This is a genomic window from Sphingomonas sp. P4_D12 (genome assembly GCF_056401895.1).
Map to the genome: position 1 here is coordinate 26139 of NZ_JBFUIL010000015.1, position 18259 is coordinate 44397.

The following is an 18259-nucleotide window of genomic DNA, read 5'->3' on the forward strand; positions in this document are numbered from 1 at the left end:
CCGTCTAGTCGCAACCAGACAGCCCGCGACGGTGTCCGGGTCAACCATATGCTGCGTCCGCGAAAGCCGAATCGCCCCTTTGCATCGACGACCGGAGCCACTGGCGCCTTCGCTCTCCAGACTTTGACCGCTACCAAGGAGATAATTGACGATGCTGCACTGCGGCGATGGTGAGCGGGAGGCCATGCTCCACGCTCACCTGCGCCGCGCCGCAGATTGTCCACGCCTGGGGAACCCGATCGGAGACGCACGGTGCAGCAGGATCTGTCCCTCGGTACGTCCCGACCGCCTGCGGACACCGGGCTCGAGGCCTTCGCCCTGATCCTCGCCATGCATCGCATCGCAGCAGACCCGGCCGAGCTGCGCCACAGCCTCGGCCATGCCAATCCTGTCACGACCTCCGATCTGCTACGCTTGGCAAAGCGTATCGAAGGCGTGCGCGCCCGCGCGACGACCGGCGATTTCGAACGATTGAGGCGCCTTCCCATGCCGGTGATGGCGAGTGGCGCCGAGGGTTGGTTCGTGATCGGCCGCGTCGGCGAGGATGCCGTGGCGATCCAGCGTCCCGGCGCCGCGATCGAACGCTGGGACCGCGCCGTGCTGGAGGCCCGATGGACGGGCACGCTGCTTCTCGTCGCCACCCGCGATTCCGCGCAGGTTGCCGCGGCCGCCTTCGACATGACCTGGTTCATCCCCCAGATCGTCAAATACCGAAAGCTGATCGGCGAAGTCCTGCTGATCACCCTCGCGCTCAACCTGCTCGGTCTCGCCGCGCCGCTCTTCTTCCAGAACGTCGTCGACAAGGTGCTGGCGCACAACAGCCTGGCAACGCTGCAGGTGCTCAGTATCGGGCTAGTGCTGGTCTCGCTCTGGGAAGTCGCGTTCGGCTGGCTGCGCACTCGACTCTATTCGGAGACCAGCCAGAAGCTCGACGTCGAGCTGGGCAGCCGCCTCTTCCGCCACCTGCTCCGCCTGCCGCTCGCTTATTTCGAGAATCGCCGCGTCGGCGACACCGTTACCCGCGTCCGCGAACTGGAGACGGTGCGCGAATTCATGACCAGCGCGTCGCTCACCGTGCTGGTCGATCCGCTGTTCACGATCGTCTTCCTCGTCGCGATGTTCCTCTACTCGCCGCTCCTCTTCGTCATCGTCGCGCTCACCCTCCCTGCTTATGTGATCGTCTCGATCGCCGTCACCGGGCCCTTGCGCCGCCGGCTCGACGAGAAGTTCGCGCGCGGCGCCGCCAACAACGCACTGCTGGTCGAGAGCGTCTCGGGCATGCAGACGCTCAAGGCAGCCGCGGTCGAGCCGCAATGGCAGAACCGCTGGGAACGCCAGCTCGCCGCCTACAGCGCCGCCAACCAGCGGGTGATCAACCTCGGCAATTCGGGCAGCCAGGCGGTCCAGCTCATCTCCAAGCTGAGCCTCGCCGCGATTCTGTTCTTCGGCGCGCAGCAAGTGATCGCTGGCGCGCTGACCGTCGGCGGGCTGGTCGCGTTCAACATGTTCGCTCAGCGCGTCTCCGGCCCGGTCATCCGCATGGCGCAGCTCTGGCAGGACTTCCAGCAGGTCCGCCTCTCGGTCCAGCGGATGGGCGACATCCTCAACACCGGCGCGGAGCCCGGCGCCGGATCGCGCACCGCTTTACCCGCGCTCGCCGGCCATGTCCGCTTCGAGAATGTCCGCTTTCGCTACGCCGCCGACGGCCCCTGGGCATTGGACGACATCAGCCTCGACCTGCCCGCCGGCGTCACGCTCGGCATCGCCGGCGCCTCGGGCTCGGGCAAGTCGACGCTCACCAAGCTGCTCCAGCGCCTCTATCTGCCGGCAAGCGGCCGCGTGCTGGTCGACGGCGTCGATGTCGCGCAGATCGATCCCGCCTGGTTGCGCCGCCAGATCGGGGTGGTGCTGCAGGAGAATATCCTGTTCAACCGCTCGATCCGCGAGAATATCGCGCTCGCCGATCCCGCCATGCCGATCGAGCGAGTGATGACCGCCGCCCGCCTCGCCGGCGCGCACGACTTCATCCTGGCGCTGCCCCGCGGCTATGACACGATCGTCGAGGAGCGCGGCGTCAACTTCTCGGGCGGGCAGCGCCAGCGTCTCGCCATCGCCCGCGCGCTGATCACCAATCCGCGCATCCTGATCCTCGACGAGGCGACCTCAGCGCTCGATGCCGAGAGCGAGGAGATCGTCCAGCGCAATCTCAAGGCGATCGCCGCCGGTCGGACCGTGTTAATCATCGCGCATCGCCTCTCCGCGATCCGCCAATGCGACAATATCCTGACGCTCGACAAAGGCCGCATCGTGGAGAGCGGCACGCATGACGAGCTGCTCCGTCTCGGCGGCCGCTATGCCTCGCTCCACCATCGCCAGATCGGCGTTCAGTCCGGGGCCGCGGCATGAACGCGCTCACCCATCACTGGACTGCCGTTCGCGACGCGCTCAATAACGAGCGCACGCGGTCGCGCCGGATTCTGCGCACCGAAGAGGCCGACTTCCTTCCCGCCGCGCTCGAAGTGATCGAACGCCCGGTGTCGCCGACCGCACGGGTCACGGCCTGGCTATTGCTCGGCCTGCTCGCGGTCGCGCTGCTCTGGCTGGTCCTTGGCCAGGTCGACGTCGTCGCCTCGGCGCCGGGCAAGCTGGTCCCCGCCGACGACGTCAAGCTGATCCAGCCCGGCGCGGCCGGGATCGTCCACGCCATATTGGTCCGCGACGGGCAGAGCGTCCGCGCCGGCCAGCCTCTGGTCGAGCTCGATCCCACCGTTTCAGATGCCGACACGGCGCAAGCCAGCAAGGCGCTGGAAACCGCCATGCTCGACGCCGCGCGGCTGCGCGCCGTGCTTTCCGCGCTCGACGGCCAAGGTCTGCGATTCACCCCGCCCGCCGGGACCACGCCCGAAGTCGCCGCCACCCAGCTCTCGCTCGCCCGCGCCCAGCTTGCCGGGATCCAGGCGGCCGGCCGAACGCACGCCGCCGACACTCAAGTCGCCCAGGCCGCCCGTGCCGAGGCGCAGATCGAGGCGGCCAAGCTCACCGAGACCCTGCCGCTGCTCGACGAGCAGATCGCCGCCAACGAGAAGCTGCTCGAAAAGGGCTATGTCTCGAAGCTGCGCGTGATCGAGATGCGCCGCCAGCGCCTCAGCGCCGCGCGCGACCGCGACGCCGCCCTCGCCACCGCACGCAAGGCGGAGGCGCAGATCGCGGTGACAGGCGGCAATTCGAGCCAGTCCACCGCGGAGGCGCGCGCCCGCGTCCTCGCCGATCTCGCCAAGGCCGAGAGCGACGCGCGGCTGCGCAGGGAGGAACTGACCAAGGCCACCAAACGCAGCAGCCTCCAACGCCTGGTCAGCCCGGTCGACGGCACGGTCACGCAACTGGCCGTCCACACCGTCGGCGGCGTGGTCGAGGCGGCCAAGCCGATCATGGTGATCGTGCCCGCGCGCGGGGCGCTGGTCGCCGAAGTGGCGATCGCCAACAAGGATGTCGGCTTCGTGGGTCCCGGCCAACCGGTCGCGCTCAAGATCGAGGCCTTTCCTTTCACGCGCTATGGCGCCGTGCAGGGCAGGCTCGAGCAGATCAGCTCGGACGCGATACAGGACGATAAACGCGGACTGATCTACACCGCGCGGGTGACGCTGGACCGTGCGACGATCCAGCGGGACGGTGCGACGGTCGCCCTTACTCCCGGCATGGCGGTCACCGCCGATATCCGCACCGGCCGTCGTTCGCTCGCCTCCTATCTACTGAGCCCGATCGACGAGATCCGCAAGACAGCCGCGCGGGAGCACTAATGCCTTCCCCTCTGGCAGGAGGGGCGAGAACAAGTTGCTCATACGTCATCACGCTCTACCAGACCCAACCTCCGCGTTGGCGGCGGATGCAAGGCCATCCGATGCCGATGGCCGATTACGCCGTCGCCACGAGTGCGGCTTCCGGGCTGCGCTCGCACAACATTGAAGGAAAAAAAATGAGCCCGCCTCGAAGAGGCGGGCTCAGTGGAATCCTCCAGGGGTGGAGGGAAGGTCAGAAGTTGAGAGTGACTCCGACGGCGACCTGGCGGCCGAGCGAGTCGTAGCGCGCCGACAGCGTGTTGCTGCGCGACAGGCCGTAATTGTAGGAATTCGGCAGAATCGGCGGGGTCCGGTCGAACAGGTTGTTCGCCGAGATACGGAACGAATACGCCTTGTTGACCCGGAAGCTGAGCGCCAGATCGATATAGTCGTACGCCGGGATCCGATAGAAGGTCGTGCGCACACCCTCCGGCGTCCAGCCGAGCGCCGGATCGCCCGAGTTCGTCACGTTGGTGAGCGGTCCCAAATGGCGCCAGTTCACCGAAGCGCTGAAGAACTTGTCGTTGGTCGTATAGGTCGCCCGCAGTTCATGCGACCATTTGGGGATCAGCTGGCCGCAGCCGCCGCCATAATAACCGGCGCAGTTATATTTCGGCAGGATCGGCGAATCCTGACCGCCGGCCAGCGTGGTCAACGAGCCGGTAAAGTCGAAGTCCAGCCGCCCCGCACCGCCCAGCGACAGCGCATATTGGCCCTGGAAATCCCAGCCGTGCGACTTGCTCTTGTAATAGTTGGTCGTACCGCCACGCAGGAAACCGGTCGCCGGATTGGTCGACGGGGTGCTGTAGAGCGTGCCGTCGGCGTTGCGCACGAACATCTTGCAGAAGAAGTCGCTGCCGGTAGCAAGGCAGCCGTTCGAGAAATAGTCATAGTCGTTGTAGCCGATCGAGTCGTTGAGATTGATCACGAAGCGATCGACCGACACGGTCAGGCCCGGCAGGAAGCGCGGCTTCAGCACAACGCCGAGGGTCTTGGTATAAGCCGTTTCCGGATTCACCGTGAAGCCGCCGCGCCGCACGGTGCAGCCGACATCGGTCGGGCACAGCAAGGTGGGGCTGCCGTACAGATTGGCGGGCAGGCCGGTGGCGGCGCATACCGCTTGCGACGCCTGGGGAGCACCATAGATCGGAATCTGCTGACCGGTATTGGGATCCGTCGTGGTCCCGATCGGGGTCGGCCCGCAAATGTCGTTATAAGCGGTCGTGATGCGGTCGTAGCTGATGTTGCTGCCCTGGAACGCCTCGACCACGGTCGGCGCGCGTTGCGCGCGGTTGATCGACCCCCGGAAGGTGATGTCCGGGATCGGCGCCCACAAGGCTTCCGCCTTCCACGTCGAGAAGGTGTTCGGGTTGCTGCTATATTTCGAGAGGCGGAACGCGCCGTTCACCTGCAAGAGATCGGCGAACGGCTTGTGCTGCGCGATCGGGGCCTGGAGCTCGACCATCCCTTCCCAGACATGCTGGGAGAGATTCTGGTCGCTACCGCCCATATTGGCGCGCCACAGCGCGTCGGCGGTGCTCTCCAGCTCGTCCTTACGATATTCGGCGCTGAACGCGATGGCCACGCCTTGCTCGGCCCAAGGAGCCTTGATGCCATAGGTACCCAGGTCGCCCTGCACTGTCGCGACGACGTTGTAGAGGCGGTTCACCGTGCTCTGGGTGCCGTAGCTGCCATTCACCAGATAGTTGAACACACCGATATTGTTGACCGGCGAGAGCGAGCTGAACGGATCGAGCGGGAGACACCCGTCCGCCGTTCCCGACGCGCAGGTCGGCACGCCATTGACGTTGACGACGTTGAGCGCGTTGTTGACCCGATCGATCGACGGGAAGGACCAGCTATAGTCCTGCTGGTTGCGCGCATAGACGCCGCCGACATCGTAGCTCCACCCCTGGGCGATCTGGCCGCGGATACCGCCGGTGAGGCGCAGCCCCTCGTTCATGTAGCGGTCGTCGAGATCCGGCACACCGGCAAAGCGGTAGCGAAGCTCGACCGGTACCATCGCGCTTGTTCCCGCCTGCGCACCGCAGATCACCTGCGACTGCGAGGCGGAGAGGTAGGGGTTGTTGCAATTGACCTGATAGGGTGTCGAGCCGAAGGCGGTGTAGCTGTAGACCCGCGCCGGGAAGCCGTTGACCGACTTGTCGCGGAACCACATCGCGCTGGTATAGATTTCCGCGGCGTCGGAGATCTTGAACGAGGCGAAGCCGCCCGCATTCCAGCGTTCGTTGGCGCGCTGGAAGGAATAGTCGGAATAGGGGTTGGCGGCCACGGCAGTCGAATACGGAATGAACGTACGCGTGCCGTTCGGATTGTTCACATAGGCGTTGCCGGCGTTGGGCCCGCTCAGCGGCGACACATAGCCGTTATAGGTGTAGGTCGAGGTCGAGCAGGTCAGCGGGCCGTCCTTGACGGCCTCGACCAGCTGGCAGCCCGAAGTCTCGCGCGCGTCATAGGGAACGAGGTTGGCCTTGCGGTAATTGACATAGCCCGAGATGTGGAAGCGATCGTTGAACAGCTTGGTGCCTGCGGTCAGCGACAAATCGGCGCGACCGCCGTCGTTGGTGAAACCGCGGGCCGGTTGGGCGAACCCGTATTGGCTCGCAACCTGCGAGATCAGGCCAGGCTTGTTCTGATGCGCGTATAAATTGTAATTCGCGTTGAGCTGGATGCCCGTGAAGTCGTCCTTCATGATGAAATTGACGACGCCGGCAACCGCGTCCGAACCATAGACCGCCGAGGCGCCGCCGGTCAGGACGTCGACGCGCTCGATCAGCGCGGTCGGGATCATGTTGAGGTCGACGCCGTTCATCGTCCCGGCGCGCTTGCCGTCGATCAGCGTGAGCGTGCGCTCGAAGCCCAGGTTGCGCAGCTTGACGCGCTGGCGGCCGTCCGAATCCTGATAGTTCTGCTGGCTGTCCGGCGCGATCTGCGGAAGGCGGTTGAGCACTTCCTCGATATTGACCGCGGCCTGGGCGCGAATCGCATCGGAGGTGACCGACGTGACCGGCGCAGCGGCGCTGGTATTGGGACGCGTGATACGGCTGCCGGTAACGATGATGTCGACATTGTTGGTCGGCGCGGTTTCGGGGGCCGGCGGATTGGCCGCCTCCTGTGCCATCGCAGGCACGGCGAACAGGCCGGCGGCGCAAGTGGTGCTCAATAACAGCTTGTGCAAACGCATGACTAAATCCCTCTTGTTTTTCGATCCCTGACAATCACTTCGTTCCACCGGGCCCTTTGGGCTCTCGGCGGCTTGGACTTACGAGCCCCCTGCTTGGCTGTTCATTGCAAAGGCCAGGCCGGGCCGCAGCGCAGCGGTGCTCGCCCGGCGGTCGAACTTCAAGGCCACGCCATTGGCGGCGGAATCGAGATTCAAGGTCGCGACGATGACGGCTGGCCGCGCCGGCGCCGGCTGCACGACAGCCGCTGAGGCTCCGGCAAGTCCGAAGTCAAATGCGCCGCGGCGAGACATCCCCATCGCTATCAATCCCAGATCCTTCGCGACCTGCCAGAGGCTCAAAACGCCCCAATCGTCCCCGGAAACTCTTTCCGTGTGCAACAGAATTTCTCATATATAAAAATTCAATTCAATACCAAAAATTACTTTGGTTTATCATTTTCGCACCACTTGCATACCAACTCGCCGCTTCCGGTCGCACGGAAACGCCGCCGCGCCGCGCGCAGGGCCGTCAGTCGGGCAATTATTCAAAGGGTTGGAAGCCGGTGATGGCGTCGGCTTGGGAAGCGTTCGGCGCTATGGACGCGCGACAAATCCGCCTATGCCCGCGATCGCGAGCTTCGCCGCCGGCACAGCCGCTTCAGCAAAGGTCAACCGCAGATAGCGAGTGCGGCGCCTTCTTGCGAAGGCGATTCGCTGTGTGGACAGCGCATAAGCGATATTGGCGAATTCGCCCGCCGCCGCTGGTTCCCAATTGGTATTATCCAGGCTCGTTTCGGCGATATAGCCTTTGGGTGGCGCTGCGTCGGTCATCACCTGACGCGAGGGAGTGAGGCTGAATCCAGCGAGGTTGGTATCCGCACCCAGATCGATCGTCACCTGCGCGGGCGCATCAGGCGTCGGGCGCGCCTGCACCCAGATCGTCGCTGCATCATTGTCGAGCAATCTCTCCGCACCAGGCGCGCTGGCGGACACGACCTTCCATTTGGTCACGTCGAGCACATTGGGGTCGCTCGAGACGATCGCCGGCACCGGCACCGGCGCGACCGCACGGAACAACGCGAACTCGCTGATCGCCGGACAGACCGGCGCATCCAGCACGCGCAGCCGCACGCGGCGCGGCGCGATCGGCGCGTCGAGCCGGATCACGCGCTGTGCCGAGATGCAGTCATGCTCCGCCAGCGTGCGCCAGGCGCCATCGATCTCCGCATCGACCGCGAAGCGCGTCACCCGCACGCCGAGCGGCAGATACTCACGCAGGCGAATCACATCGAAGCGCGTCCCCGGCTTGAGATCGAGCGTCAGCGTCGGACCGACCACGCCGTCGGGGCTTGCCCAATAGGTCTCGCGATCGCCGTCGAGCACGCGCGCCGGCTCGAAGCCGGGGCCACGGCTGTGGCTGGCATGCGCGACCGCATCCCGCGCCAGATCGCGGGCAAAGGTGGCGCGGATCGCGTCGCCAAACGACTTGAGGATCCGCACGTCCTGGTCGGGAATCCGCCCACGGCGATCGGGCGGGATGTTGAGGTTCAGATTGGTCCCACGCCCCACCGATTCGTCGTGGAGCCGGATCAGCCGTTCGGGGCTTTTGACCTTGGAATCCTCGTCGGCATGATAGAACCAGCCCGGGCGGATCGACACGTCGGTTTCCGCGGGCCACCAGATTGCGCCACCGCGGACCCCCGCATTGCCGTTCTTCTGGTCATAGGGCTCGTTGGGCATGGTCGGCCAGCAGGGGTCGCCGGCAACGCCGTCCTCATTGCCGACCCAACGGATGTCGGCACCCAGCGGGTCGAAGGTGCAGGCATCGGGCTGGAGCTTGTGGACCAAGGCGACGATCGACGGCCAATCGTAATAGCGCGGCGCATCGATCTTCCGCGCCTCGCGCGCGCCGCCATAATAGCCGTCCCCACCATTGGCGCCGTCGAACCACACTTCGAACAGCGCGCCGTAGCGCGTGCATAATTCGGTCAGCTGGGCGCGATAATAATCGACATAAGCGGGGCGGCCATAATCGGCATGGTTGCGGTCCCAGGGCGAGAGATAGACACCGAACGGCAGTTTCGCGTGGCGGCAGGCGTCCGCCATCTCGCGCACGATGTCGCCCTGGCCGGCCTTGTACGGGCTGTTGCGGATACAATGCTCGGTCAGCCTGGTCGGCCACAGGCAGAAGCCGTCATGATGCTTGGCGGTGAGGATCAGCCCCGTGAGCCCACCCGCCTTGACGGCGGCAACGATCTGGTCGGCGTCGAAGTCGCTGGGATTGAAGACCTTGGGGTCCTCGTCGCCATAACCCCATTCCTTGTCGGTGAAGGTGTTGATCGAGAAATGGACGAAGGCATATTGCTCGCGGCCATGCCAGCGCCACTGCCGCGGGCTGGGCACCGCGCCGAACGGCTTGGGCGCGGCCGAACGCGCGCCGGCCATTGCCGGAAGCGCGGGCGCGGCGCCGGCCGCCAGGCCAGAGGCGATCAGGCTGCGCCGGGAAAGCTCGGTCATGCGGATTCTCTCAGGCGGGAGTACAACGATGGCGGGCGGTCGGCGAGCGCGGGAGGGCTGATGGCGAAGGTGCGATGGTCGATCATTTCGGCAATGCCTGCGCTTCCCCGCCGAGCGTGAAATCGACCCATTGGCCAGGCGCCATGCCTGGCTGGCCGCCGCCCACCCAGAGGCGATAGGGGCCCGGGAGGACGCGACGGGTGCCGTCGCGCGCAACCGTGCTGATGCTGCGCGAATCGAGCGTGAAGCGCAGCGTCTGGGTCTTGCCAGGAGCCAGCGGCACGCGGCGGAAAGCGACCAGCTGGCGCTGCAGCACGGGCGCGGTGAACGTCGTGCCTTTTTCGGCCGGCGGCACGAGATAGGCCTGCACGACTTCCTCGCCTGCCCGCGCACCGCTATTGCGCACGGTGACGCGCAGATCGACCGGCGCGGCGGTGCCGATCGCCTTCGCCGTCACTCCGGCATAGTCGAAGCGGGTGAAGCTCAAGCCATAGCCGAACCCCCAGAGCGGCGTGCCGGTGAAGAAGCGATAGGTGCGCTCCTTCATCCCGTAATCGACGAAGGCGGGCAGATCCGAGGTCGACCTGTAGAAAGTCACGGGCAGGCGTCCCGAGGGGTTGTTCAGCCCCGCCAGCGTCTCGGCCAGCGCCGTGCCGCCCGCTTCGCCCGGATACCATGATGCGAGGATCGCATCGGCCATGCCTGGATCCACCCCGACCGCGCTGCCGCTGGCCAGCACCAGCACCACCGGCTTGCCGGTATCGCGAAGCGCCTGGAGCAGCCGCTGCTGCGCCAGCGGCAAGGCGATATCGGTCCGGTCGCCGCCGACAAAGCCGGGCACGCTCACCGGCAGCGCTTCGCCTTCGAGATCGGGCGAGAGTCCGAGCACCGCCACCACCACGTCCGACTCCCGGGCGGCTGCCACCGCCTGGGCGAGCAAGGGTTCAGCCGGCGGGACCCATAGCAGCCTGATCCCCTCATCCTCACCGTGATGGTCGAGTTCGAGCCGGAAATCGTGGCGGCGTCCGTCGCTGACGAACGGAAGCTCGACGCGCCCCTTGCCGAGCGGCCCCTGGTGGAGCGGCTTGCCGTCGATCCACAGGCGCACCGCGTCGTGCGTCTTGCAATCCTTCCAGCAGGCGGGAATGTCGATCGCTAGCGTGTAGCGGCCCGGGCCCGGCGGCACGAGCGCCCCCGTCCAGCGCACCGCGAAGCCCCGAGGGTCGAGCCCGGCAAGCGGCGCGGCGCGCGTATAGTTGAAGTCGATCCGCCGATCCTGCCGCACCGCGACCGGTGTGCCGGCCACGGTCGCGCTCGCGAAATATTCAGCCTTCAGCCCGGGCTTGCCGTCTGTCGTGAACGCGGTCTCGGGTACCAGCACGGGCGCGCCATCGACCAGTGTCGAGCCTTGGGCATAACGCACATTGGTCGCGCCGAACTGGCGACGGATGCCCTCCAGCGGCGTGACGGGATCGACGGCAGTGCCATGGTAATTGGCTTCGAGGATGTTCAGATCGTCGGCATCGGCGCCGATCACGGCGACGCGACTGCCCGGCGCGAGCGGCAGCCGTCCGGCGTCGTTCTTGAGCAGCACGATCGCCTTGCGCGCCGCCTCCAGCGCCAGCGCGCGATGCGCCGGCGCGCCGACCGCGTCGGGAGCAATCCGGTTCCAGGGGCTGGCGGCGCCAAAGACGATGCCGAGCGCCTGCCGCGCCGAGAGCGCGCGGACGAGTGCGGTGTCGATCTCGGCCTCGCTCACCAGCCCGCGCTTCACGGCCTGCGGCAAGGCGGCATAGGCCGATCCGCAATTGAGATCGGTGCCGCCCTTGATCGCCGCGGCGGCGGCCGCCGCCGTGTCGAGTCGGTAATGGTGATACAGAGAGATGTTCGCGACGGCATCGCAGTCGGAAACGGTAAAGCCGGTAAAACCCCAATCGCGGCGCAGGCGGTCGATCATCAGCGACGGCAGCGCGCAGGCGGGAACGCCATGGATCGCGTTGTACGCGCACATCAGCGACCGCGCCTTGCCCTCCGTCACCGCCAGCCGGAAAGCGGGGAGATAGGTCGATTCCAGGTCCTGCGGACTGGGATCGACGTCGAAGCCGTCGCGCCCCGCCTCGGGGCCGCTATGCACCACGAAATGCTTGGGCGTGGCGATCACCTTGGGGTGGGCGGGGTCGGGACCCTGCAAGCCCTGGATGAAGGCTACGCCGAGATGCCCGGTCAGATACGGGTCCTCGCCATAGGTTTCCTGGCCGCGGCCCCAGCGTGGATCGCGGAAGATGTTGATATTGGGCGACCAGATCGTCAGCCCTTCATAGATCCGCCGATCGGCCCCGATCGGGCGCGCGTTGAACTTGGCGCGTGCCTCGGTCGCGACCACGTCGCCGACCCGCCGCATCAGGTCGGTGTCCCAGGTCGCGGCCAGCCCGATCGCCTGGGGAAAGACGGTGGCATCGCCGTCGCGGGCCAGCCCGTGCAGCCCTTCGTTCCACCAGTCATAAGCGGGAAGCCCGGCCTCGGGATCGGCGGGGGCCGTATTCTGGAGTTGCGCCGCCTTCTCCTCGACGGTCATCGTGTCGACCGCCTTGGCCACGGCGTCGGGATCGGGCCCGAACAAGGCGAGCAGGATCAGCGGAATGCTCATTGCGGCCCCAACGTGCGCAAAGTGAGGGCCTTGCTGAGCGCTGCAGCGGATGCATCGGATACCACGTCGATTGTCACGCTCTCGCCGGCGAGCAGGTCGAACCCATCATCGCTCGGCTGCGCGGCGAGGTCGCCGAAATCGAGCATCACCGCGCGGGCAAACGCGCCCGCGGTTATCGTCACGCGCTTGCCGTCCCAGCGCGCAGTGAGCGCGGGCGCCGGATAGGTCATGTCCTTGGGCAGCGCGCGTTCGACGATCGTGCGCGAGACGGCGCGTCCGTCGATCAGCAACTCGGCGACGGCGAAGCTCGCTTTGGGATCGGCGCCCGCGAACAGGTCGGCATCGGCAATGCTCGCCGCTTCCTGCGCACCCAGCGGCGCGAGCGTCACTTGCGCGTTCTTGGCGCCGAGCGCCTTGCCGGCCATGTCGAATGCGCGGATGCGCCATTCGGCCGCGATCGGGGCGGTCGCGTCGGAGACGAGTGCGATGCGCGTGGCGTCGTCCTTATGCTCGGCGACGATCGCCTGCGGCGCGAAGAAGCGCCGCGCCGCATATTGGAGCAGCTTCCACTGCCCATTATAGTCGATGCTCGACCACGAAATCGCCGGCCATGTGTCGTTGAGCTGCCAATAGAGCGAGCCCAAGGTCACCGGACGGCACGCGCGGTGATGCCGGGCCGCCATCTCGATCGCCTGGGCCTGGTTGACCTGAGTGAGATAGACCAAATCGGCGAAATCCCGGGGCTTGCGCAGCCTCTGGTCGAGATAGAGTTGGAGGCGACTATTGCCCTCGCCGGCCAGGAACTTCTGATGCGCCTTGAGCACCGGGCTGTCGATCGCGAGCGGACCCTTGCCCGCGAAGCCGCGGATCGTCGACAGGTCCGGCATCGCCTGAAAACCATATTCGGACATGAAGCGCGGACACGAATCGAGATAGCGCTCGACCGGTTTGGATCCCGACCACACGTCCCAGAAATGCCGGTCACCATCCTTGCCGGTGTCGATCGGTCCTTCATAATCGGTCGAGGGCGAGCCCGGCCAATAGGGCGTGCCCGGTGCTCGGGTCAGCACGGCGTCGCGCAACACGCGGTCGAACAGTACCGCCATGCCCGTACCGATCCGCTCCTGTTCGTCGGCGCCGACGCGCTTCTTGAAGTCCTTGCGGTCGGACCAATTCTCCCAGCCCGCCAGGATTTCGTTGCCGCCCGACCAGCCGACCAAAGCGGGATGCGGCTGGAGCCGCTCGACCTGCTCCTCGGCCTCGACCCGCACATTGTCGCGGAACGCCGCATCGGGCGGTGTCACCGCTCCGCCGAACATGAAGTCCTGCCAGATCATCAGGCCCATCTCGTCGGCGAGCGTATAGAAAGCATCGTCCAGATAATAACCGCCGCCCCAGACCCGGATCATGTTCATATTGGCGTCGCGCGCGCTTTGCAGGATTTGGCGCATCTGCGCGTCGGATACGCGCGTGGGGAAGCTGTCGAACGGGACGAGGTTCGCGCCCTTGGCGAAGATCGGCACGCCGTTGATCCGGAAGCCGAAACTGCCGTCCTTGCGGATCAGCTCGGTGGTGCGCAGCCCGATCCGCTGAGCCACACGGTCGCTGGTCCCGCCACCGGTGTCGAGCTGTGCCTCGACCGAATAGAGCGGCTGCGCGCCATAGCCGACCGGCCACCAGCGCTGCGGTTTCTCGATCGCGATTGGGGCGCTCACCCAATTGTCGCCGGCAATCAAGCTGGCGGCGCGGCTGACCTCGATGGTCCTGCCGTCCGGCCCGGTCACCCGCGCCCGCGCCGTCACATTCGCCGGGCCATCGGCCGCGATCCGCCAACGCGCGACCAGCCGCGCCTCATTGTCGTTGACCGCTTCCTGGTCGACGCGGAAGCCGTCGATCCGCGCCTCGTCCCACGCCTCGATCCGCACCGGCCGCCATAGGCCAATGGCGACCAGCCGCGGCGCCCAGTCCCAGCTGTACTGATATTTGGGCTTGCGGATGTAAGGCGAGGTCTGCTTGCCCTTGGGCTCGTCGCCGAACGCGGAATCATATTCGCCCGGCAGCGGATTGGGCGTGGCCAGCACCATCGGCTGGAGCGTCCGGATCGGCGAGGCGATGGCGACGATCAGCTCGTTGCGCCCCGCCTTCAGCGCCGCTTTGGCATCGACCCGCCAGCGCCGATGCGCATTGTCGGTGGTCAGTAATTGCCTGCCGTTCACGGTCACCGTCGCGAATGTGTCGAGCCCGTCGAACACCAGATCGACATGCCCGCGCGCCAGCATCGCTGGCGTCACGTCGATCACCCGGCGAAACTGCCAGTTCGTCAGCCCTGCCCATTGGATCGGTGCCTCGTTGATCCCCTTGAAAGGATCCGGGACCCGACCGGCGGCGATCAGGTCCTGCTGGACGCTGCCCGGCACGTGCGCAGGAAACCATCGCGCCTCTTTAGGGTGCGCCTTCGCCGCCTGGTCGGTGGGATCGATCCTTACTTCCCACGCCCCGTCGAGCGATACCGTCTCGCGCGGCGCCGCCCAGGCGGATACGCTGACGAGGAGCGCCGGCAGCAACAGCGCGAGCCTACCCCACCTCATTTCGTCGTCTCCCGGAGTATCGCGCGTTCGACCGCATAATAGGGGCCAGACAGCGGCGCGGTGAACTGGAAGCAGAGATCCTCGTCACCCGCCGTCGCCGGCAGAGTGCCCGAGACGCTGAACCGCGCGGGCGCCGCCGCCGGGTCGGGCAGCGGGAATGTGGCGACCATGATCGGCGCGATTGCCTTGTCCTTGGCTGCGGCGATGCAGCGCGCGACGATCACCAATTCGCCATAAGTGGTGACATTATAATGGTCGCGCAGCGCCTTGGCCTCGTGCGCGAGTCCGTAATGCCGCGGCAGCCGGGTGACGTCGATCGTGAAGCTTTTCGCCAGATCGAGCGGTGCCGCCGGATAGGCGCTGCACGTGTCGAACAAATTGACGTTGAACGCGGGCGCGTTGTCGGTTGCTTCCGAGGTCAGCGGAACGCGCAGGCCGAAGGCGCCGTGGGGACAGGCGACCAGCTCGGAACTCGTCCGCGTGAGCAGCGCCGTCCGGCCAGTGCCGAAGCTACGCGGCTGAGCGGTCGCTTGCCCGGCGGCGTCGAACGCCGCGGCGCGGATCGTCACGCCGGGCTTGAGCTCCAGCGGCGTCTTGTAGACGGACGATGTCGCGCCGGGCGCCTTGCCGTCGAGCGTATAGCGGATCGTGCCGTAGGGCGCCTGGGTCGCGAGCGCGACGCGCACCCGGTTCGCGCGCAATGCCGCGCCGCGCGTGCCCTCGAGCCGGAATCCCACCGCAAAGGCGCTGTCGGCGACCTCCACGCCCGAGCGCCGCCAGCGCTGGATCTGGGAATCGAGCCGCGCGAGGAAATCGGGGAAATCGCGCTTCCCCTTCGCCGACCAGGTGATCTCGGCGAGCGCGGCGGCCCGCGGAAAGAGCATGTGCTGCACCTGATAAGGCGTGACGAGGAATTCGCTCCACGCATTGGCCTGTGCACCGAGCACATGTTTCGCCTTGTCGGCGTCAATCCCCACGGGCATCGGCTCATATTTATAAACATCGGCGAGCGTCTGGATCGAAAGCCGCCCCGGCGGTTCGTCGGCGCGATCGCTCTGCAGGCTGTCGAAATACAAGGTCGGCGCGGGGCTCAACACCACGTCGTGATTCTGGTTCGCAGCGTCGACCGCGCCCTTCTCGCCGCGCCACGACATCACCGAGGCCGATGGCGGCAGCCCGCCCTCGAGAATCTCGTCCCAGCCGATCAGGCGCCGACCTTTGGCGGCCAGGTAATTGCCGAACTCGTCGATCAGCCAGCTCTGCAGCTGATCCTCGTCCTTCAGCCCGAGTGCCTTGATTTGGGCCTGGACTTGCGGGGACCGCTGCCACTGATCCTTGATCGCCTCGTCGCCGCCGAGATGGATGTACGTACCCGGGAACACCGCGATCAGCTCGTCGAGCACCTGCTTGACGAAGGCGACGCCCTCGGGACCGGGGTTGAGCAGATAGGGATTGACCCCCCAGTCGTGGGAGACGCCGGGCCGGTCGCCGAACACGCCGAACTCGGGATAGGCCGCGACCAGCGCCTGGGCATGTCCGGGCAGGTCGATCTCGGGGACGATGGTGATGCCGCGCTCGGCGGCATAGGCGACCAGCGCCTTCAATTGGTCCTGGGTGTAGAAGCCGCCCACCTTGGCGCCAGGCGAACCACCGGCCGAAGGGGGCGTGCGCCACGCGCCCAGCTCGGTGAGCTTGGGATAGCGTTTCACTTCGAAGCGCCAGCCCTGGTCGTCGGTCAGATGCAGGTGCAGCGTGTTGAGCTTCACCGACGCCATCTGGTCCACCACCACGTAGATCGCCTCGATCGGCTGATAGTGGCGGGCAACGTCGAGCATCAGCCCGCGCCAGCCGAAGCGGGGCGCATCTTCGACCGTCACCGCCGGCACCTTGACCGGCGCGCCGAAGCGGCGATCGGGGCTCAGCAGCTGGGCGACGGTCATCGCGCCGTAGAGCAATCCGCGGTCACCCGAGGCGCTGATGCGGATGCCCCGCGCGTCGACCACAAGCCGATAGGCTTCGTCGCCGCGGATCGAAGCGTCGCGCGCAAGCGTGATCGTGCCTGCGCCTTCCCGCGGATTCAGTAGCAGTCCGCGCTCGATCCTCACATGCGCCGCCAGCACGCGCGCCGCGGCCTTGGCGCCACTGTCGTCCGGTGCGGTACCGATCGTCGCACCGTTCGACACAGTGAAGCTACCCGTGCCGCGCACCACGGACTGGGGAAGAGGTGTCAACGGGAGCGGATCGGATGCCTGTGCGAAAGCCGCGGAACTGCAGAACGCCATCGCCCAAGTCAGATTCCGCAGCCGCATCCCGGCAATCCGCATCTTCATCCTCCGCCGGCCGGCGCGGCCGCCGAACGTGTAACCAATATAGATCCTATGGCACAATAGGAGACTGTTACCGCTCCCACTTTTTTGCTCCTGCCCCTACGCCAACCTCTACTCAGGAGCGGTTTCATCGGTAGATACCAATATAAATCCACTACCATCCCATTGCCCGACCGGGCCGGTTGCGATAGCGTTACCTCATGCGAGGCAGCGATGGCGACAAGATGCCTCCCGGGGGGAGGAGTTGATGGCGTTTTCGGATCAGATAGGACGTTTGCGCGAGGACAATCCGTCCCCGCTTTACCTCCAGCTCGAACAGCTCATTCGCGACGCGATCGGCGCCGACATCCTCGTCGCCGGCAACGCGATCCCTCCCGAGCGCGATCTCGCCACCGAATATAACGTGTCGCGCATCACCGTGCGCAAGGCGATCGGCCGGCTCGTCGAGGAGGGGCTGCTCACCCGCCGGCGCGGCGCCGGCACCTTCGTTGCCGGGCGTGTCGAAAAGAGTTTCTCCAAGCTCTCCTCCTTCACCGAGGACATGGCGGCGCGTGGCCGCCGGGCGAGCAGCAGCTGGATTTCGCGCGCACCCGGCCAGGTGAACCCGGAAGAAGCGATGATGCTGGGGCTGTCGCCAGGCGCGCCGGTGCTCCGCTTCGCGCGCATCCGCTATGCCGATGACGAACCGATGGCGCTCGAATTCTCGACCATCGCGGGCTATTGCCTCGCCTCGGTCGATGCGGTCGAGGACTCGCTCTATGGCGCGCTCGAAAAAGTCGGCAATCGGCCGGTGCGCGCGCTGCAGCGACTCAGGGCTGTACCTTTTGGCGGCGAGCATGCCCGCATGCTCGGTGTCGATCCCGGCCATGCCGGCCTGCTGATCGAGCGCCGCGCCTTTCTGCGCGATGGCCGCCCGGCCGAAGTCACCCGCTCTTATTATCGCGGCGACGCCTATGATTTCGTCGCCGAATTGAGCGACGTCTAGAGCGTGATGACGCGAGTTGGACCCGTCGTGATTGCCCGGGCGTGTTCGCTGGCAAGGAGCGGTGTGCAGCGCGTAGCGGCGCTACGCGCAAGGACCGCGACGCAGACCAGCGGGCGCGCCCGGGCAACCGCAAAGCGGCGGGCGCCTTTTGACGCAGGGCAGCGTCTCTCGTCGG

9 protein-coding genes are annotated in these 18259 nt (G+C 66.3%); 3 read left to right on the forward strand and 6 right to left on the reverse strand.

The features are described 5' to 3' along the window. Nucleotides 1–252 precede the first annotated feature (252 nt). Nucleotides 253–2406, forward strand: coding sequence for a type I secretion system permease/ATPase (locus tag AC1DSD_RS21170; RefSeq protein WP_478032882.1), 2154 nt, complete (start codon nt 253–255; stop codon nt 2404–2406). After that, nucleotides 2403–3797 carry an HlyD family type I secretion periplasmic adaptor subunit gene (locus AC1DSD_RS21175; RefSeq protein ID WP_478032883.1) on the forward strand — a complete coding sequence of 465 codons (1395 nt, stop codon included), beginning with the start codon at nt 2403–2405 and terminating at the stop codon, nt 3795–3797. Before AC1DSD_RS21170 ends, AC1DSD_RS21175 begins: the two co-directional genes overlap by 4 nt. 232 nt (nt 3798–4029) lie before the next feature. On the opposite strand, the gene AC1DSD_RS21180 is transcribed toward AC1DSD_RS21175, so the two are convergent. The 6 genes from AC1DSD_RS21180 to AC1DSD_RS21205 form a co-directional block, all read right to left on the reverse strand. Then, nucleotides 4030–7041: a TonB-dependent receptor domain-containing protein gene (locus tag AC1DSD_RS21180; protein WP_478032884.1), complete on the reverse strand. Its 3012-nt coding sequence runs from the start codon at nt 7039–7041 to the stop codon at nt 4030–4032. Nucleotides 7042–7119: 78 nt separating this feature from the next. Then, nucleotides 7120–7380: a hypothetical protein gene (locus AC1DSD_RS21185; RefSeq protein WP_478032885.1), complete on the reverse strand. Its 261-nt coding sequence runs from the start codon at nt 7378–7380 to the stop codon at nt 7120–7122. A 234-nt stretch (nt 7381–7614) separates the two neighbouring features. Further along, entirely contained in the window at nt 7615–9537 is a 1923-nt protein-coding gene (locus tag AC1DSD_RS21190) for an alpha-L-fucosidase (RefSeq protein ID WP_478032887.1), read from the reverse strand. An 82-nt stretch (nt 9538–9619) separates the two neighbouring features. After that, nucleotides 9620–12184, reverse strand: a complete 2565-nt coding sequence (locus AC1DSD_RS21195) for a glycoside hydrolase family 3 C-terminal domain-containing protein (protein WP_478032888.1) — start codon at nt 12182–12184, stop codon at nt 9620–9622. Next, nucleotides 12181–14772 (reverse strand): beta-mannosidase, encoded by a 2592-nt coding sequence (locus tag AC1DSD_RS21200; RefSeq protein WP_478032889.1) that lies wholly within the window; start codon nt 14770–14772, stop codon nt 12181–12183. Before AC1DSD_RS21200 ends, AC1DSD_RS21195 begins: the two co-directional genes overlap by 4 nt. Further along, the gene (locus tag AC1DSD_RS21205) at nt 14769–17096 is read right to left on the reverse strand and encodes a beta-N-acetylhexosaminidase (RefSeq protein ID WP_478032890.1); all 2328 of its coding nucleotides are present in this window, start codon (nt 17094–17096) and stop codon (nt 14769–14771) included. The genes AC1DSD_RS21200 and AC1DSD_RS21205 overlap by 4 nt, the downstream gene beginning before the upstream one ends. Nucleotides 17097–17346: 250 nt before the next feature. Here AC1DSD_RS21205 and AC1DSD_RS21210 point away from each other — a divergent pair, with 250 nt between their 5' ends. After that, nucleotides 17347–18084, forward strand: coding sequence for a GntR family transcriptional regulator (locus AC1DSD_RS21210; protein ID WP_478032891.1), 738 nt, complete (start codon nt 17347–17349; stop codon nt 18082–18084). The last annotated feature ends 175 nt before the right edge of the window (nt 18085–18259 follow it).

Excerpts from the sequence above, each read along its gene's own strand:
- AC1DSD_RS21210 (WP_478032891.1), top strand. The coding sequence starts at position 17,347 with ATGGCGTTTTCGGATCAGATAGGACGTTTGCGCGAGGACAATCCGTCC.
- AC1DSD_RS21175 (WP_478032883.1), top strand. The coding sequence starts at position 2,403 with ATGAACGCGCTCACCCATCACTGGACTGCCGTTCGCGACGCGCTCAAT.
- AC1DSD_RS21195 (WP_478032888.1), bottom strand. The coding sequence starts at position 12,184 with ATGAGCATTCCGCTGATCCTGCTCGCCTTGTTCGGGCCCGATCCCGAC.
- AC1DSD_RS21180 (WP_478032884.1), bottom strand. The coding sequence starts at position 7,041 with ATGCGTTTGCACAAGCTGTTATTGAGCACCACTTGCGCCGCCGGCCTG.
- AC1DSD_RS21190 (WP_478032887.1), bottom strand. The coding sequence starts at position 9,537 with ATGACCGAGCTTTCCCGGCGCAGCCTGATCGCCTCTGGCCTGGCGGCC.
- AC1DSD_RS21205 (WP_478032890.1), bottom strand. The coding sequence starts at position 17,096 with ATGCGGATTGCCGGGATGCGGCTGCGGAATCTGACTTGGGCGATGGCG.
- AC1DSD_RS21200 (WP_478032889.1), bottom strand. The coding sequence starts at position 14,772 with ATGAGGTGGGGTAGGCTCGCGCTGTTGCTGCCGGCGCTCCTCGTCAGC.